Here is a 21,684-nt window from a genome sequence, read left to right as displayed (position 1 = left end):
TCCGCGCTGATGCAATAAACAACGGCCCGCCTTTTGGTGGGCCGTTGTGCATGTGATGACTGGCGACGCTGATGCCGTTAGCGTACAAATCCCTATTCCTGTTCTTCCGGCGCTCAAGACTGATAATGCGATTGGCCTTTTCGACTCTATTTCGTTCCACCCTCGCCCTGCTGCTGGCCAGCACCGCCGTGATCGCGGCGCCACAACCGTCGCTGACGGTGTACGGCGAACCGGCCAAGTACCCTGCCGGCTTTAGCCATTTCGACTACGCCAACCCCAACGCGCCCAAGGGTGGCAGCCTGCGGCGCTCGGCCATTGAAATCGGGCGCTTCGACCACGTGTTGCCGTATATCGACAAAGGCATCGGCGTGTCACAGGTTGACGGCTGGCTCTACGCGCCCCTCGCCCTGCGTTCCCTGGACGAGCCCTATACGGTCTACGGACTGGTCGCCGAAAAGATGGAGCGCGCCGAAGACGGCCTGTCCCTGCGCTTCTACCTCAATCCCAAGGCGCGCTTTGCCGATGGCAAACCCATCACCGCCGAAGACGTACGCTATAGCTTCGATTTATTGATGACCCAGGGCAGCCTGCGCTTTCGCACGCTGTTCGCCGACGTCAAGCACGTCGAAGTGGAAGGTGAGCGTCAGGTACGCTTCGACTTTTCCAGCAATGAAAACCGCACCTTGCCCCTGGATATCGCCACCCTGCCGGTGTTCCCCGAGCATTGGTGGAAGACTCGCGACTTCGCCAACGGCGGTGGCTACGAAGCCCCGCTGGGCAGCGGCCCGTACAAGGTCAGCAAAATCGACTCCGGCAATACCATCACCTTTACCCGCGACCCGAATTGGTGGGGCAAGGATTTGCCCGTCAGCCGTGGCCTGTACAACTTCGATCACTTGAGCCTGGAATACTTCGGCGACACCGAAGTGGCCCGCCAAGTGCTGCGTGGCGGCGCGTATGACTTCAATCGCGAATTTTCCGCGACCGGCTACTCCATCGGCTACAACGGTCCCGCGCTGGATGACGGCCGTCTGCAACGCGCCCACCTGGCCAAGGACATGCCGCAACCGGCCCAAGGCTATGTCTTCAACGTGCAGAAGCCGATCTTCAAGGACCGCCGTGTGCGCCAGGCCCTGGCAATGCTGTGGGATTTCGAATGGGCCAACCGGCAGATGATGCGCAACCTGTACATCCGTCAGCAGAGCTTCTTCTCCAACAGCCCGTTGGCGGCGACCCAACTGCCGACCCAGGAAGAACTGGCGATTCTCGAACCCCTGCGCGGGCAGATCCCTGATGAGGTGTTTACCCAGGTGTTCAAGGCTCCGGTCACCGATGGCAGCGGCATGATCCGCGACAAGCAGCTGCAAGCCCTGGCCCTGCTTGAGGAAGCCGGCTGGAAACCCGCCGGCGACAAGCTGGTAAACGCCGAAGGCGACCCGCTGGAGTTCACCTTCCTCAATGCCCAAGCCGGTCTGGAGCGTCTGTTGCTGCCGTATAAGCGCAACCTGGCGCAGATTGGTATTACCCTGAATATCCGTCGCATCGACTCATCGCAATACGTGAACCGGCTGATGTCACGCGATTACGACATGATCGTCACCGGGTTCCCCGTCACGACCTCCCCGGGCATGGAGCTGTACAACTACTTTGGTTCCAGCGCCGCTTTCGATTCAGGCGCGAACAACTACATGGTGCTCAAGGATCCTGCAGTCGACGCCTTGATCAAGGGCCTGGTCAAGGCCAACACCCAGGCGCAGATGCTCACCTACGCCCATGCCCTGGACCGAGTGCTGCAATGGAATTACCTGTGGATTCCCAATTACTACCCGCCCGGCACGTCCGCGGCGTGGTGGAACCGTTTCGGTCGCCCGACCATCGAGGCCAAGAACGACGAGGCCCTGGAAACCTGGTGGGAAATCAGCCCCACGCCACTGACCACTGAACAGATGAACGCCGAACTGAAAAAACGCGGAGGAGCGCGCTGATGTTTGCCTATATCGTGCGGCGCCTGCTGCTGATTATCCCGACGCTGGTGATCATCCTGCTGGTGAATTTCGTGATCGTGCAGGCCGCGCCCGGCGGCCCGGTTGAGCAGGCCATCGCCCATTTGCAGGGGATTGGCGGCGGTGGCGTCGGCGGTTCATCCGGCGAAGGCATCAGCAGCGGCTCGCGGTCCAGCCGGGGCATGGACCCGAAGCTGATCGAGGACATCAAAAAACAGTACGGCTTCGACAAGTCCGCACCGGAGCGCCTGTGGCTGATGCTCAAGAGCTATGCCCAGCTGGACTTCGGCAATAGCTTCTTTCGCGGCTCGACGGTGATTGACCTGATTCTGGAAAAGATGCCGGTGACGATCTCGCTGGGTCTGTGGGCAACGCTGATCACCTACCTGGTGTCGATCCCCCTCGGGATTCGCAAGGCGGTGCGCCATGGCAGCAGCTTTGATGTGTGGAGCAGCACCGCCATCGTGATCGGCTATGCGATGCCGGCGTTTCTGTTTGCGATGTTCCTCATCGTGGTGTTCGCCGGCGGCACCTCACTGAACTGGTTCCCGGTGCGCGGCCTGGTCTCGGAAAACTTCGAAGAACTGAGCACTGTGGGCAAGATTGCCGACTACTTCTGGCACCTGGTGTTGCCGGTGACGTCTTTGGTGATCGGCGGCTTTGCCACCCTGACCATTCTCACCAAAAATTCGTTCCTTAATGAAATCACTCGCCAATACGTGGTGACTGCACGGGCCAAAGGCTTGAGCGAACGACGTGTGCTGTACGGCCATGTGTTCCGCAATGCCATGTTGCTGGTGATCTCGGGGATTCCCCAGGCGTTTATCAGCGTGTTTTTCGCCGGCTCGTTGCTGATCGAGGTGATTTTCTCTCTGGATGGTCTCGGTCGCATGAGCTATGAAGCGGCCGTTTCACGGGATTACCCGGTGGTGTTCGGCTCGCTGTTTATCTTCACCCTGTTCGGCCTGCTGATAAAACTCATCGGTGACCTCTGCTACACCTTGGTGGACCCGCGTATCGACTTCGCCGCGAGGAACGCCTGATGCTTAATCTGTCCCCCGTGGCGCGCCGACGCTTCGAGCGTTTCAAGAAAAACCGCCGTGGCTGGTGGTCGCTGTGGCTGTTTATCGGCCTGTTTATCCTGACCCTCGGCGGTGAGCTGATCGCCAACGACAAGCCCCTGGCGCTCAGCTACAAGAACGAGCTGTATTTCCCGGTGTTCAAGCGTTACACCGAACAGCAGTTCGGCGGCCAGTTGCCGTTCCAGGCCGACTACCGCAGTGACTACGTGCAAAAGCTGATCAAGCAGGACGGCGGCTGGATGCTGTTCCCGCCGATTCCGTTCAGCGATGACACGCCCAACTACGAATTGACCCGCCCTGCCCCCAGCCCGCCGTCGGCGGTGAACTGGCTGGGCACCGACGACCAGTCCCGCGATGTGCTGGCGCGGGTGATCTTCGGTGCGCGGGTGTCGATCCTGTTTGCCTTGGCGCTCACGGCCATCAGCGCGGCCATCGGCATTGCCGCCGGGGCCTTGCAGGGCTATTACGGCGGCTGGGTGGATTTGATCGGCCAGCGCGTGCTTGAGGTGTGGTCCGGTTTGCCGGTGCTGTACCTGCTGATCATCCTGTCGGGCTTTGTCGAACCGAATTTCTGGTGGCTGCTGGGGATCATGGCGCTGTTTTCCTGGCTGGCCCTGGTGGATGTGGTGCGCGCCGAGTTCCTGCGCGGGCGCAACCTGGAGTACGTCAAGGCCGCACGGGCGCTGGGCCTGGGCGATGGCAAGATCATCAGCCGGCATATCCTGCCCAATGCGATGACCGCCACTTTGAGCTACCTGCCGTTTATTTTGACCGGGGCGATTTCCACCTTGAGCGCCCTGGACTTCCTCGGCTTCGGCATGCCGGCGGGCAGCGCGTCGCTGGGCGAACTGATCGCCCAGGGCAAGCAGAACCTGCAAGCGCCGTGGCTGGGCCTGACGGCGTTTTTCACCTTGGCGCTGATCCTGTCGCTGCTGGTCTTTATCGGCGAGGCGTTGCGTGACGCCTTCGACCCACGTTCATGAGTAAGTCCCTAATGAACCTGATCGAAATCCGCGACCTCAGCGTCGCCTTCAGCGGCCAGACGGTCGTCAGCAAGCTCTGCCTGGACCTGCGCCCCGGCGAATGCCTGGCGCTGGTGGGCGAGTCGGGCTCGGGCAAGTCGGTCACGGCCCATTCGATCCTGCAGCTGCTCCCCGAGGCCGGCACTGAGACCACAGGCTCCATTCAGTATCGCGGCCAGGAACTGATCGGCGCGTCGGCGGCAACCTTGCAGAAGCTGCGCGGCAACCGCATCGCAATGATCTTCCAGGAGCCGATGACCTCCCTCAACCCGCTGCACAGCATCGAAAAGCAGATCGGCGAAACCTTGCTGCTGCACAAGGGCCTGGGCGGCAAGGCGGCGCAGGCGCGCATCCTCGAACTGCTCGAACTGGTGGGCATCCAGAAACCCGAGGAGCGCCTCAAGGCGTATCCGCACCAACTGTCCGGCGGCCAGCGTCAACGGGTGATGATCGCCATGGCCCTGGCCTGCGAGCCGGAGCTGCTGATTGCCGACGAACCCACCACCGCCCTGGACGTGACCGTACAACGCAAGATCCTGCTGCTGCTCAAGTCCTTGCAACAGCGCCTGGGCATGTCGCTGCTGCTGATCAGCCACGACCTCAACCTGGTGCGCAGCATTGCCCAGCGGGTCTGTGTGATGCGCGCCGGGGAGATTGTCGAGCAGGCTGACTGCGAGACCTTGTTCACCGCGCCGCAACATCCCTACAGCCGCCTGCTGCTGGACGCCGAGCCGTCCGGCGATGTGCTGTGCAGCGATCCACGCGAGACGGTGCTGGAAGTCGACGACCTGAGCGTACAGTTCCCCCTGAGCGGTGGGCTGTTTCGGCGCAAAACCTACCTGCGCGCCGTGGACGGCATCAGCCTCAGCGTACAGCGCGGCAAGACCCTGGGGATCGTCGGCGAGTCCGGCTCGGGCAAATCCACCCTGGGCCAGGCGATCCTGCGCCTGCTGGATTCCAGCGGCAGCATCCGCTTCCAGGGTGAAGCCCTCGACCCGCTGAGCCACCAGCAAATGCGTCCATGGCGCAAACAGATGCAGGTGGTGTTCCAGGACCCTTACGGCAGCCTCAGCCCGCGCATGTCGGTGCAGCAGATCATCAGCGAGGGCCTGGAAGTCCATGCACCGTGCAGCCTCGCCGACCGCGACGCGCAGGTGATCCAGGTGCTCAAGGACGTGGGCCTCGACCCCGCCAGCCGCCATCGTTACCCCCATGAGTTTTCCGGTGGCCAGCGCCAACGCATCGCCATCGCCCGCGCCCTGGTGCTCAAGCCGGCCCTGATGCTGCTGGACGAACCCACCTCGGCGCTGGACCGCACGGTGCAGAAGCAAGTGGTGGCGCTGCTGCGCGAACTGCAGGACAAATACGGCCTGACCTACCTGTTTATCAGCCACGACCTGGCCGTGGTGCGCGCCATGGCCCACGACATGATCGTGATCAAGGACGGCAAGGTGGTGGAGCACGGCGCCAGCCATGATGTGTTCGAATCGCCGCAACATCCGTACACCAGGGAGTTGCTGGCGGCGGCGTGCGGACTGTCGACATGAGCACCAGCCTCAAGGACTACCAACAGGTTCGCGGCCTGGCGATCCAGTCGCTGTTCGAGATCATCGAGCAGTCCAGCGAAGGCACGGTGATTGTCGACCGTGACGCCAACATCGTGTGGATGAACGAGCGCTACGCCAAGCGCTTCGGCCTCAAAAGCGCTGACGAAGCCATCGGCCAGCCTTGCGAGCAGGTGATTTCCAACAGCCTGTTGCGTCAGGTGGTGCGCAATGACCAGCCGATCCTGCTGGACATCCAGGACACGCCCAAAGGCCCGCTGGTGGTGATGCGCCTGCCGATCCACAACGACGCCGGCGCGGTGATCGGCGCGATTGGCTTTGCGCTGTTTGATGAGCTGCGCAACCTCTCGCCGCTGATCGAACGCTACCTGAGCATGCAGCAGGAATTGGCATCAACCCGCTCGCTGCTGCGCTCACGCCAGAGCAAGTACAACTTCGCGCACTTTATCGGCACCAGTGCCGCCAGCCTTGAAGTCAAGCGGCGTGCCCGGCGCAGCGCGAGCGCCGAGTCGCCGGTGTTGCTGCTCGGCGAAACCGGCACCGGCAAGGAGTTGCTGGCCCAGGCCATCCACGGTGCCTCGCCACGGGCGCACAAGGCGTTTGTGAGCATCAACAGTGCGGCGATTCCCCATGACTTGCTGGAAGCCGAATTCTTCGGCACCGCGCCGGGTGCCTTTACCGGTGCCGATCGCAAGGGCCGTCCCGGCAAATTCCAGATTGCCCAGGGCGGCACGCTGTTCCTCGATGAAATCGGCGATATGCCGCTGCCGCTGCAAAGCAAATTGCTGAGGGTGTTACAGGAAAAGGAATTCGAACCGGTCGGCTCCAATGAGATGCTGCACAGCGATGTGCGGGTGATTGCCGCCACGTCCATGGACCTGGAAGCGGCCATAAAGCGCGGCGAGTTTCGCGCCGATTTGTATTACCGGCTGAATGTGCTGCCGATCCAGGTGCCGCCCCTGCGTGATCGGCTGGAGGATATTCCGGCGTTGAGCGAGGCGATCCTTGAAGAGCTGCGCAGCCAACATGAACTGGACCGCGACGCCTTGGCGCTGCTGGCACAGCACGCGTGGCCGGGGAATATCCGTGAGCTGCGCAATGTGCTGGAACGGGCGGCCTTGTTGAGTGATGACCTGGTGCTGAATGCCGAGGAGATTCGAGCGGCGATTGGTACGTTCAGCCCTGTGGAGCGCGGCGCTGTTGCGGCGGTTGAGGGTGAGACGTTCGCGGCGGCGCGGGAGCGGTTCGATCGACAGGTAATAGGGGCGGCGCTCAAGGCCTGTGACGGGAATGTGGTCGAGGCGGCAAGGCGCTTGGGGCTGGGCAGGTCGACGCTGTACAAGAAAATGGTCGCCCTGGGCATCGCCTGATCTCAAAAAAGAGACAGCATTCTCCCTATCAAGACAATCTCCTGTGGGAGGGGGCTTGCCCCCGATGGCATTGGATCAGTTGGCAGATGCAGTGGCTGACACACTGTCATCGGGGGCAAGCCCCCTCCCACATTTGCCTCCTGCATGTCTCTATACTGAGATAAAACCAGCAAGCCGCCATGCAAACTCACTAAATATTGTTTATTTTCAATGAGTTGAAGATCTGGCACGCATCTCGCTATAGCCCTTTCCAAAGCACCACCCCACAACAATAACAATCCGATGGAGACACACCATGAGTGTGATCATTGCCCTGGCAGCGCTCGCGTTGCTGATGCTGGCTGCCTACCGTGGCTATAGCGTTATCCTGTTTGCCCCCATAGCCGCCCTCGGCGCTGTCTTGCTCACCGACCCATCCGCCGTCGCCCCTGCGTTTACCGGGGTGTTCATGGAGAAAATGGTCGGCTTTATCAAACTGTATTTCCCGGTGTTCCTGTTGGGTGCGGTGTTCGGCAAGCTGATTGAGCTGTCGGGCTTCTCGCGCTCTATCGTGGCGGCTGCGATCCGTCTGCTCGGCACGCGCCAGGCGATGCTGGTGATCGTGCTGGTCTGCGCCCTGCTCACCTACGGCGGCGTGTCGCTGTTTGTGGTGGTATTTGCGGTGTACCCGTTCGCGGCGGAGATGTTCCGCCAGAGCAATATCCCCAAGCGCCTGATCCCGGCGACCATCGCCCTCGGCGCGTTTTCGTTCACCATGGACGCCCTGCCGGGCACGCCGCAGATCCAGAACATCATCCCCAGCACCTTCTTCAACACCACCGCCTGGGCCGCGCCGTGGCTGGGTTTGATTGGCACCATCTTCGTGTTCTGCGCCGGCATGCTGTACCTGGCGCGCCAACGCAACAAGGCCCAGCGCGCCGGTGAAGGCTACGGCACCGAGTTGCGCAACGAGCCGGAAACCGCCGAGAACCTTACCCTGCCCAACCCGTGGATCGCGCTGTCGCCGCTGATCCTGGTGGGCGTGATGAACCTGCTGTTCACCCACTGGATCCCACAGTGGTACGGCAAGACCCACAGCCTCAGCCTGCCAGGGATGAGCGCGCCGGTGACCACTGAAATCGCCAAGCTCACCGCGATCTGGGCGGTGCAGGCGGCGTTGCTGGTCGGGATCATCATGGTGCTGGTGTTTGGCTGGGCGGCAATCAAAAGCAAGCTGGCCGAGGGCAGTAAAAGTGCGGTCAGCGGCGCATTGCTGGCGGCGATGAACACCGCGTCGGAATATGGTTTTGGTGCGGTGATTGCCTCGCTGCCAGGCTTCCTGGTACTGGCGGACTGGCTCAAGGGCATCCCCAACCCGCTGGTCAACGAAGCGATTACCGTGACCCTGCTGGCCGGTATCACCGGTTCCGCGTCGGGCGGCATGAGCATCGCCCTGGCGGCCATGTCCGAAAGCTTCATTTCGGCGGCCCATGCGGCCAATATCCCCCTTGAAGTGCTACACCGGGTCGCGGCCATGGCCAGCGGCGGGATGGACACCCTGCCCCACAACGGCGCGGTGATCACGCTGCTGGCGGTCACCGGGCTGACCCACCGCGAAGCCTACAAGGACATTTTCGGCATTACGATCATCAAGACCCTCGCGGTGTTCGTGGTGATCGGTACTTTCTACGCCACCGGCATTGTGTGAGGTTTTCATGACGACTTTGAATGGCAAGACCGCCCTGGTCACCGGCTCTACCAGCGGCATCGGCCTGGGGATCGCATTGAGCCTGGCCAAGGCGGGCGCCAACCTGATTCTCAACGGCTTCGGCGACGCCAGTGCGGTGGTCGCCCAGGTCCAGGCATTTGGCGGCGAGGTCGGCCATCACCCGGCGGACGTGAGCGACCCGGCGCAAATCACCGACATGCTCGCCTACGCCGAACGTGAATTCGGCGGCGTGGACATCCTGGTCAATAACGCCGGCATCCAGCACGTGGCAGCCGTGGAAGACTTCCCGGCTGAACGCTGGGACTCGATCATTGCCATCAACCTGTCGTCGGTGTTCCACAGCACGCGCCTCAGCCTGCCGGGCATGAAGGCCAAGGGCTGGGGACGCATCGTCAATATCGCCTCGGTGCATGGCCAGGTCGGGTCGGTGGGCAAGGCGGCCTATGTGGCAGCCAAGCACGGCGTGATCGGTTTGACCAAAGTGGTGGGCCTGGAGACGGCCACCAGCAACGTGACCTGCAATGCGATTTGCCCAGGTTGGGTGCTGACGCCGTTGGTGCAAAAGCAGATTGATGATCGCGTGGCCAAAGGCGTGGACCCGCAACAGGCGCAGCATGATCTGCTCGCCGAGAAGCAACCCTCGCTGGAATTCGTGACGCCGCCGCAGTTGGGTGAGTTGGTGTTGTTCCTGTGCAGCGAAGCGGGCGCGCAGGTGCGTGGTGCCGCCTGGAACATCGATGGCGGCTGGCTGGCCCAATAACCCCAGACACATTTATAAGAACAAGAGACCTTGCTGATGTCCGAGATCCTCTGGCAACCCTCCCCCGAACGCATCCGCCATACGCGGATGGACGGGTTCCGCCGTTTCATTAACGACCGCCACGCCTTGCAACTGGCCGACTACCCCGCGCTGCACCAATGGAGCATCGACCAGCGCCCGGACTTCTGGCAGGCCATCGTCGCCTTCTTCGACGTGCAGTTTCGCAGCCCGCCCGGCACCACGCTGATCGAAAACACCGAGATGCCCAGCGCCCAGTGGTTCCCCGGCGCGACGCTGAACTTTGCCGAGCACTTGCTGCGCCGTCGTGACGCTCATCCAGCGGTCGTCGCCATCAGCGAAGACGGCCAGCGCGAACAACTCACCTATGCCGAACTGGCCGCACACGTCGCCGGCCTGCAAAAAAACCTGCACGCCGCCGGTATCCGCCAGGGTGACCGCGTTGCCGCGTGCATGCCCAACACCTGGCAAACCCTGGTGGGCATGCTCGCCACCACCAGCCTGGGCGCGATCTGGTCGTGCTCCTCACCGGACTTCGGCACCCAAGGCGTGATCGATCGCTTTGGGCAGATCGAGCCCAAGGTGCTGATCACCTGCGCCGGTTACCAGTACGCCGGCAAGACCATCGACCAGAGCGCCAAGCTCAATGAAATCCTCGAACGGCTGCCGTCCCTGGAGCAGTTGATTGTGGTGCCGTATGCGCGGCCCGAGGCGCAGGTCGAGGACTACCGCACCCCGGCAAACGTTGCGCTGTGGAATGACTTCTACCAACCCGGCGGCGAGCCCGAATTTGTCGCGGTGCCGTTCGACCATCCGCTGTACATCCTCTATTCCAGCGGCACCACCGGCGTGCCCAAATGCATCATCCACAGCACCGGCGGCGTGTTGCTCACGCACCTCAAGGAACACGGCCTGCATGCCGACCTGTCCCGCGAGGACTGCCTGTTCTACTACACCACCTGCGGCTGGATGATGTGGAACTGGCTGGTATCAGTGCTGGCCATCGGCGCGACGGCGGTGCTGTACGACGGTTCGCCCTTTCATCCAGGCCCGGAGCGCTTGATCGACCTGATTGATGCCGAAAAAATCAGCGTATTCGGTACCAGCCCCAAGTTCCTCGCCACCCTCGAAAAGGCCGGCCTGCAACCGCGCCTGAGCCATGACCTGGGCAGCCTCAAGGGGTTGATCTCGACCGGTTCGCCGCTGTCGCCCCAGAGCTACGACTACGTTTACCGCGAGATCAAGGGCGAGTTGTGCCTGTCGTCGATGTCCGGCGGCACTGATATCGTGTCCTGCTTTGTGATCGGCAACCCGGTGCTGCCGGTGCGCCGTGGCGAAATGCAGTGCAAGAGCCTGGCGATGGCCATCGAGGTGTGGGACGACCAGGGCCAGCCGTTGATCGGCGAAAAAGGCGAGTTGGTGTGCACCCGGCACTTCCCGGCCATGCCCATCGGTTTGTGGAACGACCCGGACCAGAAGAAGCTGCGCGCGTCGTATTTCAGCCAGTTCCCCGGCGTGTGGGCCCAGGGCGACTACGCCGAGCAACGCGCGAATGGCAGCCTGCTGATCCATGGCCGCTCCGACGCCGTGCTCAACCCCGGCGGCGTGCGCATCGGCACAGCGGAAATTTATCGCCAAGTTGAAAAAATCCCGCAGGTGCTGGAGAGCCTCGCCATCGGCCAACGCTGGCAGGACGACGTGCGCGTGGTGCTGTTTGTGCGCCTCGATGAGGGCGTCGAGTTGGATGAGGCCCTGCAGCAGCAGATCCGCCAGGTCATCCGCGCCAACACTACCCCGCGCCATGTGCCGGCCAAAATCCTGGCTGTTACCGATATCCCTCGCACCATCAGCGGCAAGATCGTTGAATTGGCGGTGCGCAACGTGGTGCATGGCGAGCCGGTAAAGAACACCGACGCCCTGGCCAACCCGCAGGCACTGGAGCAGTTTCGCGACCGCCCGGAACTGGCGTAAAGATGAAAGGTTTCAGCCCTGAGGCACTCATTTGAAGACAAACCCCGAATGCGTGCTATTTTTCGGGAGTAGTCACCCATTCCCGGCTCACGGGATAATGGGTGTTGTCATTTTTCAAAGCGTTACGCTCAGGGCTTTATATGAAAGGAACATCCACCGGTAGCGAAGCCGCTGCATTGATTGCGCGGCTGGACTGGGCACGAAGCCCGCTCGGTGAGGCCAATGACTGGCCGCAAAGCCTGCGCACAGCGGTCGATATCGTCGTCCATTCGCCGATGCCGATGCTCCTGCTGTGGGGCAGCCAGCTCACCCAACTCTACAACGACGGCTTCGCGGCGCTGGCCGGCAATAAACACCCCGAGGCCATGGGCCAACCGGCGCACCAGACATGGCCAGAGCTGGAAGGCTTTACCGGCCCGGTCTACGACGCCGTGCTCAGTGGCCAGGTGCGCACTTTCAGCGAGCAGCGCTTCGTCCTGCAACGCAACAATCGCGACACGGAAATCTGGCTGGACCTGACCTACAGCCCGATCCGCGATGAAAGCGCCAATGTGGCCGGTATCCTCGTCACTGCCATTGAAACCAATGAGCGCCGCAAAGCCCAGCACAACACCGAGCAACGCCTGCAGCTTGCACTGGCGGCGACCGACGCCGTAGGCACCTGGGATTGGGACATCGGCGAGGACCACTTTATCGCCGACGCCCACTTCGCCTACCTGCACGGTGTCGACCCCAGCGACGCTGGCCTGCTGCCCATCAGCGAATACCTGCATGGCGTGCACCCGGAAGACCGTGGCACGGTGGCGCGCAGCATCAAGCACTGCATCACCCACGGCACCGAATACGCCGAGGAATACCGCCTGCAACAAGCCGACGGCCAGGTGCGCTGGGTATTTGCCCGAGGTCGGTGTTACAAGGATCACAATGGCCGCCCGGCGCGTTTCCTCGGCGCCGCACTGGACCTGACCGAGCGCAAGCACACCGAGCAGGCCCTGCGCCAAAGCCAGACCGAGTTGCAGCTGATCATCAACGCGATGCCGGTGCTGATCGGCTACGTCGACCACGAGCAGCGCTTTCGCCTGAACAACAGTGCCTACCTTGAGTGGTACGGCATGACGCCCCAGGAGCTGTACGGCAAGACCATCCGCGAAGTGCTCGGCGACGAGGTGTACGCAGGGCGCGAAGACAAGATCGCCGCCGCGCTCAAGGGCAAGGCCTGCAGCTTCATGACCATCACGCCCCACCGCGACGGGCGCCCGCGTCATGCACTGATGAAGTACTTGCCGCGTTTCAGCAATGACGGCTCGGTGAACGGTTTCTACATCTTTGTGATCGACGAAACCGAACGCAAACTCACCGAAGAAGCCCTGCGCCACCTCAACGACAACCTCGAAGAGCGCGTGGCCCAGCGCACCCAGGCCCTGGCCGAGGCCAACCAGCGCCTGCAAAACGAGATGTTCGAACGTGAGCGCGCCGAAGATGCGCTGCGCCACGCGCAGAAAATGGAAGCGGTGGGCCAACTGACTGGCGGCATTGCCCATGACTTCAACAACATGCTCACCGGGATCATCGGCAGCCTGGACCTGATGCAGCGTTACATCGCCGCCGGGCGCAGCGAGGAGATCGGGCGCTTTACCGATGCCGCCGTGTCGTCGGCCCATCGCGCTGCCGCCCTCACCCACCGCTTGTTGGCGTTTTCGCGACGCCAGTCACTGGACCGCCGCCCCACCGACCCCAACCAATTGGTGGCGTCCCTGGAGGACTTGTTCCAGCGCACCAAGGGCGCGCATATCGCGCTCAAGGTGCAACTGGGCCACGACATCTGGCCGGTCAACACCGACGCCAGCCAACTGGAAAACGCCCTGCTCAACCTGGTGATCAACGCCCGCGACGCCATGCCCGATGGCGGCGAATTGCTGATCGAAACCGCCAACAGCTACCTGGACGGCACCGACATCACCACCCTCGAACCGGTCAAGGCCGGCGACTACGTGATGCTCGGCGTGTGCGACAACGGCACTGGCATGGCGCCGAAAATCCTCGCCAAGGCGTTCGACCCGTTCTTCACCACCAAACCCATCGGCCAGGGCACCGGCCTGGGGTTGTCGATGATCTACGGGTTTGCCCAGCAGTCCGGCGGCCACGTCACGATCCAGAGCGAACCCGGCCAGGGCACCTGTGTGCGCCTGTACCTGCCGCGCCTGCACGGCACTGCGCTGGAAAGCAACCTGCCCACCAGCCTCGGCGAAGCGCCGGTGGCCCTGGCCGGGGAAGCCGTGGTGGTGGTCGAGGACGACCCGGCGGTGCGCATGCTGGTGGTGAATGTGCTGGATGAATTGGGCTATACCGCGCATCAGGCGGCGGATTCACGCACCGCGTTGCCACTGCTGGAATCGGACCTGCGCGTGGACCTGCTGGTGACCGACGTCGGCCTGCCGGGCATGAATGGTCGGCAACTGGCGGAAATCGCGCGCCAGCACCGTCCAGGGTTGCGGGTGCTATTCATGACCGGTTACGCCGAAAAAGCCGCCGAGCGCCAGGGTTTCCTGGAGGACGGCATGGACATGGTGGCCAAGCCGTTTTCCATCGACCTGCTGGCGACTAAAATCCGCAGCATGATCAGCGTGGTCGAATGAGTTCAGGCATAATCGCGCGCCGTCGCACACCTGGTAGAGATCAATGAAAGCCCAAGCCCGTCATATCCTGGTGAAAACCAGCGAAGAAGCCGAACAACTCAAGCAGCGCATCGCCAAGGGCGAAGCCTTTGATGTGCTGGCCAAAAAGTACTCCACTTGCCCATCGGGCAAGCGCGGCGGTGACCTGGGTGAAGTGCGGCCGGGGCAGATGGTCGGGGCGATCGATGCGGTGATTTTCAAGAAACCGGTGAAGGTGGTTCACGGGCCGATCAAGAGCAAGTTTGGGTATCACTTGGTGCAGGTGTTTTACCGGGATTGAGTGGTTGGCTTCAGATCGCTATCGGGGGCAAGCCCCCTCCCACAGTTGCCCCCATTTCGGCTGTAGAAATGCGGTCTCCTGTGGGAGGTGGGCTTGCCCCCGATCCGCCGCAGGCGGCCATTCACATCAGCGCACCATGAACCTGAATCACCCGGCTCGCCAACCGATGCCCAGCCAACGCAGCCTCTTCCGGCGCCCCACCCCTGAGCCGGCTGGCCAGGTACGCCGCACTGAACGAATCCCCCGCCGCCGTCGTATCCACCACTTTCTCGACTTTCAACGCCGGCACGACAAAGCGCTCGCCATAGCAGCGGATCAAACACGCATCCGCCCCTCGCTTGAGCACCACTTCCGCAATCGCCGGGTACGCCGCAAACACCTGCTCGCTGTCGGCATAACCAAATAACGCGCGCTCGTCATCTTCGGTGAGCAAGGCGATATCCACCTCAGCCAACACGTTGCGATACGCCGCACGCGCCGCCTCGATACTGGCCCACAAGCGCGGCCGGTAGTTGTTGTCGAACACCACCTTGGCGCCACGGCGGCGGGCTTCGACCAGCGCTTGCAGCAAACGCTCACGCCCGACCTCGCCCAGTACCGCCAGGGTAATGCCGCTGAAATACACCACGTCATAGCTGGGCAAAGCCGCCAGGACCGGCTCGGCTGCCGGCGTGGTGAAACAGTCGCGCACGGCGGCTTCGTTGCGCCAGTAGAGGAATTTACGCTCGCCGTGGGCGTCGGTCTGGATGCAATACAAGCCCGGCAATCGCCCCGGCAGACGCTGGACCAAGCCCAGCCCCAGGCCTTCGTCGGTCCATTGTTGGCACATGGCGTCGCTGAAGCTGTCGTCGCCCAAGGCAGTGACGTAGTCCACCGCGCCGATATCGCCCAGCTCGCGGCGCAGGTACACCGCCGTGTTCAGGGTGTCGCCGCCGAAGCTTTGTTGCAGGCTGCCGTCGGCGCGGTGTTGCAGTTCGATCATGCACTCGCCGATCAGGGCGATGCGGGGTTGGGTGGTCATGGCTGCTGTCTCGGTGGGGCTGAGGGCCCCGATAGGAACGACGCGGTCTAGAAGCAAGTGTGCAGGGACTCGACTACCTGCAGTTGCTCATCCACCAGGCAACCCACCTGCCATTTGTCGAAGGTCAGGCATGGGTGGGACGTACCAAAGGAAATGATGTCGCCAATGCGCAGTTCAACCCCGGGCGCCACGACCATGAAGGCATGCTGGTCCATCACTGCCGTAACCTTGCAGGTGCTCACATCATCGCCTTGCGCCGGTACGATGCCGGCCTTGTAGCGCTTGAGCGGTACCGGCAACCCGGCGTCGTAGGCCACGTCACGCTTACCCAGGGCAATGACTGCAAAACCCGGCTCAGGCAACGACTGCACATGGGCCCAGACTTCCAGCGCCGGACGCAGGCCTTCATTGAGGTCGCTACGACGGTCGAGCACGCAGCACTGCGCCTCTTTGTAGATGCCATGGTCGTGGGCTACATAGCTGCCAGGGCGCAGCACGCTGAGGAAGCGCCCGGCGGCGTTCTGTTGTTCAAAGGACTCGGCGATCAGGTCATACCAGGCTGAGCCCGAAGCGGTGACGATTGGCTTGGCCAAATCGAAAGCGCCGCTGTTTTGCAGGTCCACCGCCAGACGCACCAGGCTGGCGGCAAATTCGCGGATACCGCTGATGGCGTGCTCGCCATGGATCACGCCTTCATAACCCTCGATACCCGTGAGGGCCAGCGCCGGTTGGGCCTTGATCGCCTTGGCCAGGTCGCGCACTTGCTGCTCGCTGCGGCAACCGCAGCGGCCGCCGACCACGCCGTATTCGATCATCACATTCAAGCGCAGGCCACGGGCGGCGAAGAACAGGCCCAGGTCGGCGACGTTGTCCGGGTGGTCGACCATGCAGTGGAAGTCAAAATTCTTGTCGGCCAGCAGGTCGGCGATCAACGCCATGTTCGGCGCGCCCACCAATTGGTTGGCCATCAACACGCGGCGCACGCCGCCGGCATACGCGGCGCGGGTCTGTACGGCGTTGGCCAGGGTAATGCCCCAGGCGCCTTGGGCGATCTGACGCTGAAACAGCGCCGGCATCATGCTGGTCTTGCCATGGGGCGCGAGTTCGGCGCCGCTGTTGCTGACAAAGTCCTGCATCCAACGGATGTTGTGTTCCAGGGCGTCGCGGTGCAGGACCAGGGCCGGCAAACTGACGTCACGGACCAGGTGGGCACCGACGGCGGCGGCGCCTTTTTCAACGGCGTTGATGGCAGACATGAAAACTCCTATTCGTTGATGCGACGGGCCAGGTGGTTGGCGCTGTCGATCAACACCCGGCGATAGTCGTTGTAGTTTTTTTGCGCATCGGCCCGTGGGGCGACGATGCACAGCGTCGCAATGCTGATGCCTTGCGCGTCCCGCACCGGGGCGGCAAAGCAATGGGTAAAGGTGTCGGCCACACTGTCGAAGGAAAAGAACCCATCAAGGGTGGCCTGGCGGATCTGCGCAAGGAACGTTTCCAGCGGCAGGCGCTGACCGTCCGGCAGGATGAAATCGTCATGGTCGATCAGGTCGACGATCTGCTGGTCGCTCAGGTGCCCCAGCAACAGGCGCCCGGAGGCGGTCCAGGGGATTGGCGCGTTTTCGCCGATGTCCGAAGAAATCCGGAAATGCCGCTCGCCTTCGCGCATCAGCGCTACCGTGTATTTGCGCCCATTGAGCAGGCACATCTGTGCAGTTTCGTGGGTCTGGCTGACGATCTCCTGCAAGGCGTGATCGGCCTCGCGGGTCAGGTCGAAGTGGCGCAGGTGCGCCTGGCCGAGGAAGTACAACTGGCGACCGAGGTAGACGTGACCGTCCTTGCCCACAGTTTCAAGAATGCGCCGTTCCAGCAGGGACGCGACCAATTCGTAGACGGTGGACTTGGGGCTGCCGATACCGCTGGCGATATCATTCGGGCGCAGGGGCTGGCCGACTTCCTTGAGGAAATCGAGGATATCGAATGCACGGTCCAGGCCTTTGGCGCGGCGTTTGATGGTGTCTTCGGTCATGGCGGTGGTAGGTCCCGTCAAAATGCTAGGGTCTGGCAGAGATCCCTGTGGGAGGGGGCTTGCCCCCGATGGCGGTGTGTCAGCAACAGATGTGTCGACTGGCACTCCGCCATCGGGGGCAAGCCCCCTCCCACAGGGGATTTGCTGTGGGTTCAAGAACGGGGCAATTTAGCCCTTTTTCTTGTAGGCCACGCAATCAATCTCGACCTTGCAATCCACCATCATATTGGCCTGCACACAGGCCCGCGCCGGGGCGTGTTCCGGGGTGAAGTATTCGCCGAAGACCTTGTTGAAACTCCAGAAATCCCGCGGGTCTTCCAGCCACACGCCGACGCGCACCACGTCCTGGAGTTCGTAGCCGGCTTCTTCGAGGATCGCCACCACGTTGCGCATGGTCTGCCGGGTCTGCTCGATGATGCCGCCGGTGATGATTTCACCGTCCACCGCCGGCACCTGGCCCGAGACGTAGAGCCAGCCGTCCGCTTCTACGGCGCGTGCAAAAGGACGGGGTTGGCCGCCACCGGCGGTGCTGCCGGCGCCGTAACGAGTAATGCTCATACATGTGCTCCTGATTAAAAACGAATGTTCTTCAGAAATTCCGCCAGGCGCGGTGACTGCGGGCGCTCGAAAATATCTTTGGCCGAGCCCTGCTCCTCGATCCGCCCCTGGTTCATAAATACGATCTTGTCCGAGACTTCATAGGCAAAGCGCATTTCATGGGTGACCAGCAACATGGTCATGCCCTCTTCCGCCAGGCCCTTGATCACGCTGAGCACTTCGCCCACCAACTCCGGGTCGAGGGCCGAGGTGACTTCGTCGAACAACATCAGGCTGGGGTTCATCGCAATCGCACGGGCAATCGCCACACGCTGTTGCTGGCCGCCGGACAACTGGCCGGGAAAGTGATTGCGGCGCTCCAGAAGTCCTACGCGGTCGAGCCATTTTTCCGCGAGTGCAACGGCCTCGTCCTTAGGCATTTTCTTAACTTTCAACAAACCCAAGGTCACGTTCTGCAAGGCGCTCAAATGGGGAAACAAGTTGAACTGCTGGAAGGCCATGCCGGTCATCGCCCGGTGCTGGGCGATCACCCGCTCGGGGTGGCGCACACGCTTGCCGCCGACGTCGCTGTAGCCGATGGACTCGCCGTCCAGGGTGATCTGGCCGCCCTGGAACTCTTCCAGCAGGTTGACGCAGCGCAACAGCGTGGTCTTGCCTGAGCCGCTGGAGCCGATCAAGGTCACGACGTTGCCGCGCTGCATGGACAGGTCGACGCCCTTGAGCACTTCCACCTCGCCGTATTGCTTGCGCAGGCCGCGGATGTTCAGCAGTGGCTCGGTTGTTTGAGGTTGGTTCATGGCAAGGCCACCCGCTTTTCAATGTAGCGCCCAAATAACTCGATGGCGTAGTTGATGACAAAGAACATAAACCCGGCGAACAGGTAGAACTCCAGGGTCATGAAGGTACGTGCGATGACTTGCTGGGTACTGAGCAGCAACTCGGCCACGCCGATCACCGACAGCAAGGTCGAGGCCTTGACGATTTCCGTGGAGGAATTGACCCAGGTCGGCAGGATCTGCCGCAGTGCCTGGGGCAGCAGCACGTAGGCCAGGGACTGATAAAACGTCAGGCCAATCGCCTTGCCTGCTTCCAACTGTCCACGGGGAATGGCTTGCAGGGCACCACGCACGATTTCCGACACATGGGAGCCGCAGAACAAGGTGAGCCCGACGGCACCGGCCTGGAACGCGCTGATCTGCCAACCGAGCGCCGGCAGCATGTAGAAACACGCGAGCACCAACACAAACACTGGCGTGCCGCGGATCAGATCCACATACAGGCGAAACGGCGCCCGCATCCAGAATTTGCCGTAGGTCAGCACCAGCCCGGCGAAGATGCCGATCAGGGTGCCGAAGATAATCGCCAGCGCCGAGCAATAGATACTGGTCTGGAACCCGGCCCACAGGGTGTCCCGGGCGATCCACAATTCATGCAGCCAACTGGGGGATTCGTACATGGAAACCCTCCTTAACGACGGATCGCCAGACGCTGTTCCAGGTAGCGGAGCAGCATGGCAATGAGGTAACAGGCAGCCACGTAGAGCGCGGTCGTGACCATCCAGGTTTCAATCACCCGGTAGCTTTCGACGTTGATCTTGCGGGCGTAATAGGTCAGCTCGGGCACTGCAATCGCAGCGGCCAGCGAGGTGTCCTTGAACAGTGAGATGAAGTTGTTCGAGAGCGCCGGCAGCACATTGCGCAACATCACCGGCACGGTGATATACGCACGGATACGCCACTCGCCGAGGCCGATGGCAAGCCCGGCTTCACGCAGCCCCTTGGGAATATTCAACAGCCCGGCGCGGAACACTTCGGTCAGGTAGGCACCGGCGTACAACGACAACGTGATGATGAACGAGGGAACCTTGTCCAGCCGGATGCCCAGGCTCGGCAAGGCAAAGTAGATCAACAGGATCAGCACCAGGATTGGCGTGTTGCGGATCACCGTCACGTACACCGAGGCGAAGACGCGCAACGCACGGTGTTTGGACAGCATGGCAAACGCCATCAGCAGGCCGATCACGCAGCCGATGGCGATCGACAGCAATGCCAGTTGCAGGCCCAGGCCGAGCCCCGCCAGCAAGGTGTCGAAGTCGCGCCACACGGCGGCAAAGTTCAACTGATAGTTCATGGTCAACAGTACCTGGTTGGGGCGCCTTGACAGGCACCCCGGTTATTCCGGATCACTTGAATTCAACAGGGAAACCAATTGCCGGCTCAGGCAGGTCCACGCCGAACCACTGCTTGAACGAGGCCTTGTAGGTCGGGAATTCCACACCCGTCATGGCTTCATGCAGGGCGGTGTTGACGAAGTTCAGCCAGTCCTGGTCGCCACGTTTGACCGCGCATGCATAGGTTTGCGGGCTCCAGGCGTAGGCCGGGCTGCGGTAGCGGCCGGGGTTCTGCACCATCAGGTACTTGACCGAGGACTGGTCGGTGGCGGCAGCATCGGCGCGCCCGGAGTTCACGGCCTGGTACATCAGGTCGACACTGTCGTACTGGTCGACCTTGGCCTTGGGCAGCGCCTGGTGCACCAGCTCTTCGGCGTAGACGTTTTGCAGCACGGCCACGGTGACGCCATCACCCGCCGCCTGCAGGTCTTCAATCTCTTTGTACTTGCTGTTGTTTGGCAGCAGCAGGCCCACGCCTTCGCGGTAATACGGCAAGGTGAACGCCACCTGCTGCGCACGGCTGGCGGTGACGGTGATGAACTGGCAGCTCATGTCGACCTTGTCGGTCAGCAGATTGGGAATCCGCGCATCGGAAGACTGCACCACGAACTCGACCTTGGTCGGATCATTGAACAGCCCCTTGGCCACGATGCGGCCAATGTCGATATCAAACCCCTGCAACTTGCCATCCGCTCCCTGGAAGTGCCACGGCGCATTGGTACTGCCTGTACCCACGATCAAATGCCCACGTTTGAGCACGTTATCGAGCTTGCTGTCCGCCGCTTGCACAATGCCTGCGAGGGAAGCCGATGCGGCGAAGAGAAAAACACACGCGTTGAACACGGAAGGTCGGTGATGCATGACAAGCACTCCAGGAGTTGTGTATTCCGCTATACCGGAACTTGGTATGTAACAACGGAATAGACAGCAGAAAGTGTGCCATACCCCTCAACGGAAAAATATGATGTCAATAAAGTCTTTTAAATTCAGACAGATAAATAAGCTATTGAGATGAGGCATTGCGCCAGCACCCTGATTCGGACTGCTACCCAAGGCCTCACGCAGCGGTGACAGCGCCATGGGAGTGCGTTCCGCCCCGTTACTGCGCACCCCCTCACCGTGGAAAAATTCCTGAGCTGGACTAGCCTTTGGCACATCCCCGATGACAAGGATCGCGCTCCGATGAAGCTCCGTCTTACCCTGATGTTGCTCGCCCTTCTGGCAGCCGGCAGTGCGTCGGCCAGTAACGACCGCCGCGAATGCAAAGAAGAGCTGCGCAAGCTCAAAGAATCCTTCGACATCAACTACAGCAACCAGAATCATCACGACTATCGCCGTGCGAAGGCGTCCAGCGACAACGAGGAATACCGCAAGTGCGCGAACCAGGCGCGCAAGGCGCGGGAGCGCTTGGAGCGCGATGCCGACCTGTGAAGGTTGACAGTAGACGGCAGT

At 61.9% G+C, this 21,684-nt stretch carries 19 protein-coding genes; 11 read left to right on the top strand and 8 right to left on the bottom strand.

Translation table 11 applies throughout. From position 1 onward, the window contains the following. Positions 1 to 125 precede the first annotated feature (125 nt). From AOA60_RS03400 to AOA60_RS03355, 10 genes are all read left to right on the top strand, one after another. Complete coding sequence (locus tag AOA60_RS03400) at positions 126 to 1,985, top strand: extracellular solute-binding protein (RefSeq protein WP_099583204.1); 1,860 nt, start codon at positions 126 to 128, stop codon at positions 1,983 to 1,985. Then, on the top strand, positions 1,985 to 3,046 hold the full coding sequence (locus AOA60_RS03395; RefSeq protein WP_099583203.1) for a microcin C ABC transporter permease YejB: 1,062 nt from the start codon (positions 1,985 to 1,987) through the stop codon (positions 3,044 to 3,046). Before AOA60_RS03400 ends, AOA60_RS03395 begins: the two co-directional genes overlap by 1 nt. After that, complete coding sequence (locus AOA60_RS03390) at positions 3,046 to 4,068, top strand: ABC transporter permease (RefSeq protein ID WP_160385023.1); 1,023 nt, start codon at positions 3,046 to 3,048, stop codon at positions 4,066 to 4,068. Before AOA60_RS03395 ends, AOA60_RS03390 begins: the two co-directional genes overlap by 1 nt. 11 nt (positions 4,069 to 4,079) lie before the next feature. Then, positions 4,080 to 5,654 carry an ABC transporter ATP-binding protein gene (locus tag AOA60_RS03385; protein WP_099583201.1) on the top strand — a complete coding sequence of 525 codons (1,575 nt, stop codon included), beginning with the start codon at positions 4,080 to 4,082 and terminating at the stop codon, positions 5,652 to 5,654. After that, positions 5,651 to 7,042 (top strand): sigma-54-dependent Fis family transcriptional regulator, encoded by a 1,392-nt coding sequence (locus AOA60_RS03380; RefSeq protein ID WP_099583200.1) that lies wholly within the window; start codon positions 5,651 to 5,653, stop codon positions 7,040 to 7,042. The genes AOA60_RS03385 and AOA60_RS03380 overlap by 4 nt, the downstream gene beginning before the upstream one ends. A gap of 295 nt (positions 7,043 to 7,337) precedes the next feature. Then, positions 7,338 to 8,729 carry a GntP family permease gene (locus tag AOA60_RS03375; protein WP_099583199.1) on the top strand — a complete coding sequence of 464 codons (1,392 nt, stop codon included), beginning with the start codon at positions 7,338 to 7,340 and terminating at the stop codon, positions 8,727 to 8,729. 7 nt (positions 8,730 to 8,736) lie between these two features. After that, on the top strand, positions 8,737 to 9,510 hold the full coding sequence (locus tag AOA60_RS03370; RefSeq protein WP_099583198.1) for a 3-hydroxybutyrate dehydrogenase: 774 nt from the start codon (positions 8,737 to 8,739) through the stop codon (positions 9,508 to 9,510). Positions 9,511 to 9,546: 36 nt separating this feature from the next. After that, positions 9,547 to 11,499: an acetoacetate--CoA ligase gene (locus tag AOA60_RS03365; RefSeq protein ID WP_099583197.1), complete on the top strand. Its 1,953-nt coding sequence runs from the start codon at positions 9,547 to 9,549 to the stop codon at positions 11,497 to 11,499. 140 nt (positions 11,500 to 11,639) lie between these two features. After that, positions 11,640 to 14,135, top strand: coding sequence for a PAS domain-containing sensor histidine kinase (locus tag AOA60_RS03360; protein WP_099583196.1), 2,496 nt, complete (start codon positions 11,640 to 11,642; stop codon positions 14,133 to 14,135). A gap of 43 nt (positions 14,136 to 14,178) precedes the next feature. Continuing rightward, positions 14,179 to 14,454: a peptidylprolyl isomerase gene (locus AOA60_RS03355; RefSeq protein ID WP_003174397.1), complete on the top strand. Its 276-nt coding sequence runs from the start codon at positions 14,179 to 14,181 to the stop codon at positions 14,452 to 14,454. A 121-nt stretch (positions 14,455 to 14,575) separates the two neighbouring features. Here AOA60_RS03355 and AOA60_RS03350 read toward each other — a convergent pair whose 3' ends face one another. From AOA60_RS03350 to AOA60_RS03315, 8 genes are all read right to left on the bottom strand, one after another. Continuing rightward, the gene (locus AOA60_RS03350) at positions 14,576 to 15,475 is read right to left on the bottom strand and encodes a sugar kinase (protein ID WP_099583195.1); all 900 of its coding nucleotides are present in this window, start codon (positions 15,473 to 15,475) and stop codon (positions 14,576 to 14,578) included. A gap of 47 nt (positions 15,476 to 15,522) precedes the next feature. Next, on the bottom strand, positions 15,523 to 16,731 hold the full coding sequence (locus AOA60_RS03345; protein WP_099583194.1) for an amino acid deaminase: 1,209 nt from the start codon (positions 16,729 to 16,731) through the stop codon (positions 15,523 to 15,525). 8 nt (positions 16,732 to 16,739) lie between these two features. Then, entirely contained in the window at positions 16,740 to 17,504 is a 765-nt protein-coding gene (locus AOA60_RS03340; RefSeq protein WP_032886547.1) for an IclR family transcriptional regulator, read from the bottom strand. Between the two features lie 168 nt (positions 17,505 to 17,672). Beyond that, positions 17,673 to 18,062 (bottom strand): RidA family protein, encoded by a 390-nt coding sequence (locus AOA60_RS03335; protein WP_099583193.1) that lies wholly within the window; start codon positions 18,060 to 18,062, stop codon positions 17,673 to 17,675. 14 nt (positions 18,063 to 18,076) lie between these two features. Beyond that, positions 18,077 to 18,859 (bottom strand): amino acid ABC transporter ATP-binding protein, encoded by a 783-nt coding sequence (locus AOA60_RS03330; protein ID WP_099583192.1) that lies wholly within the window; start codon positions 18,857 to 18,859, stop codon positions 18,077 to 18,079. Continuing rightward, positions 18,856 to 19,518, bottom strand: coding sequence for an amino acid ABC transporter permease (locus AOA60_RS03325; protein WP_099583191.1), 663 nt, complete (start codon positions 19,516 to 19,518; stop codon positions 18,856 to 18,858). Before AOA60_RS03325 ends, AOA60_RS03330 begins: the two co-directional genes overlap by 4 nt. Before the next feature lie 11 nt (positions 19,519 to 19,529). After that, complete coding sequence (locus AOA60_RS03320) at positions 19,530 to 20,192, bottom strand: amino acid ABC transporter permease (protein WP_099583190.1); 663 nt, start codon at positions 20,190 to 20,192, stop codon at positions 19,530 to 19,532. A 52-nt stretch (positions 20,193 to 20,244) separates the two neighbouring features. After that, positions 20,245 to 21,093 (bottom strand): transporter substrate-binding domain-containing protein, encoded by an 849-nt coding sequence (locus tag AOA60_RS03315; RefSeq protein WP_099583189.1) that lies wholly within the window; start codon positions 21,091 to 21,093, stop codon positions 20,245 to 20,247. A 321-nt stretch (positions 21,094 to 21,414) separates the two neighbouring features. Between AOA60_RS03315 and AOA60_RS03310 the strand changes: the two genes are divergently transcribed. After that, entirely contained in the window at positions 21,415 to 21,663 is a 249-nt protein-coding gene (locus AOA60_RS03310; protein ID WP_099583188.1) for a hypothetical protein, read from the top strand. Positions 21,664 to 21,684 lie beyond the last annotated feature (21 nt).

This window comes from Pseudomonas sp. 2822-17 (assembly GCF_002742485.1).
Taxonomy (GTDB): domain Bacteria; phylum Pseudomonadota; class Gammaproteobacteria; order Pseudomonadales; family Pseudomonadaceae; genus Aquipseudomonas; species Aquipseudomonas cyclaminis.
Note: the sequence above shows the minus strand (reverse complement) of the source record. Positions and strands in the feature narration are given on the sequence as shown.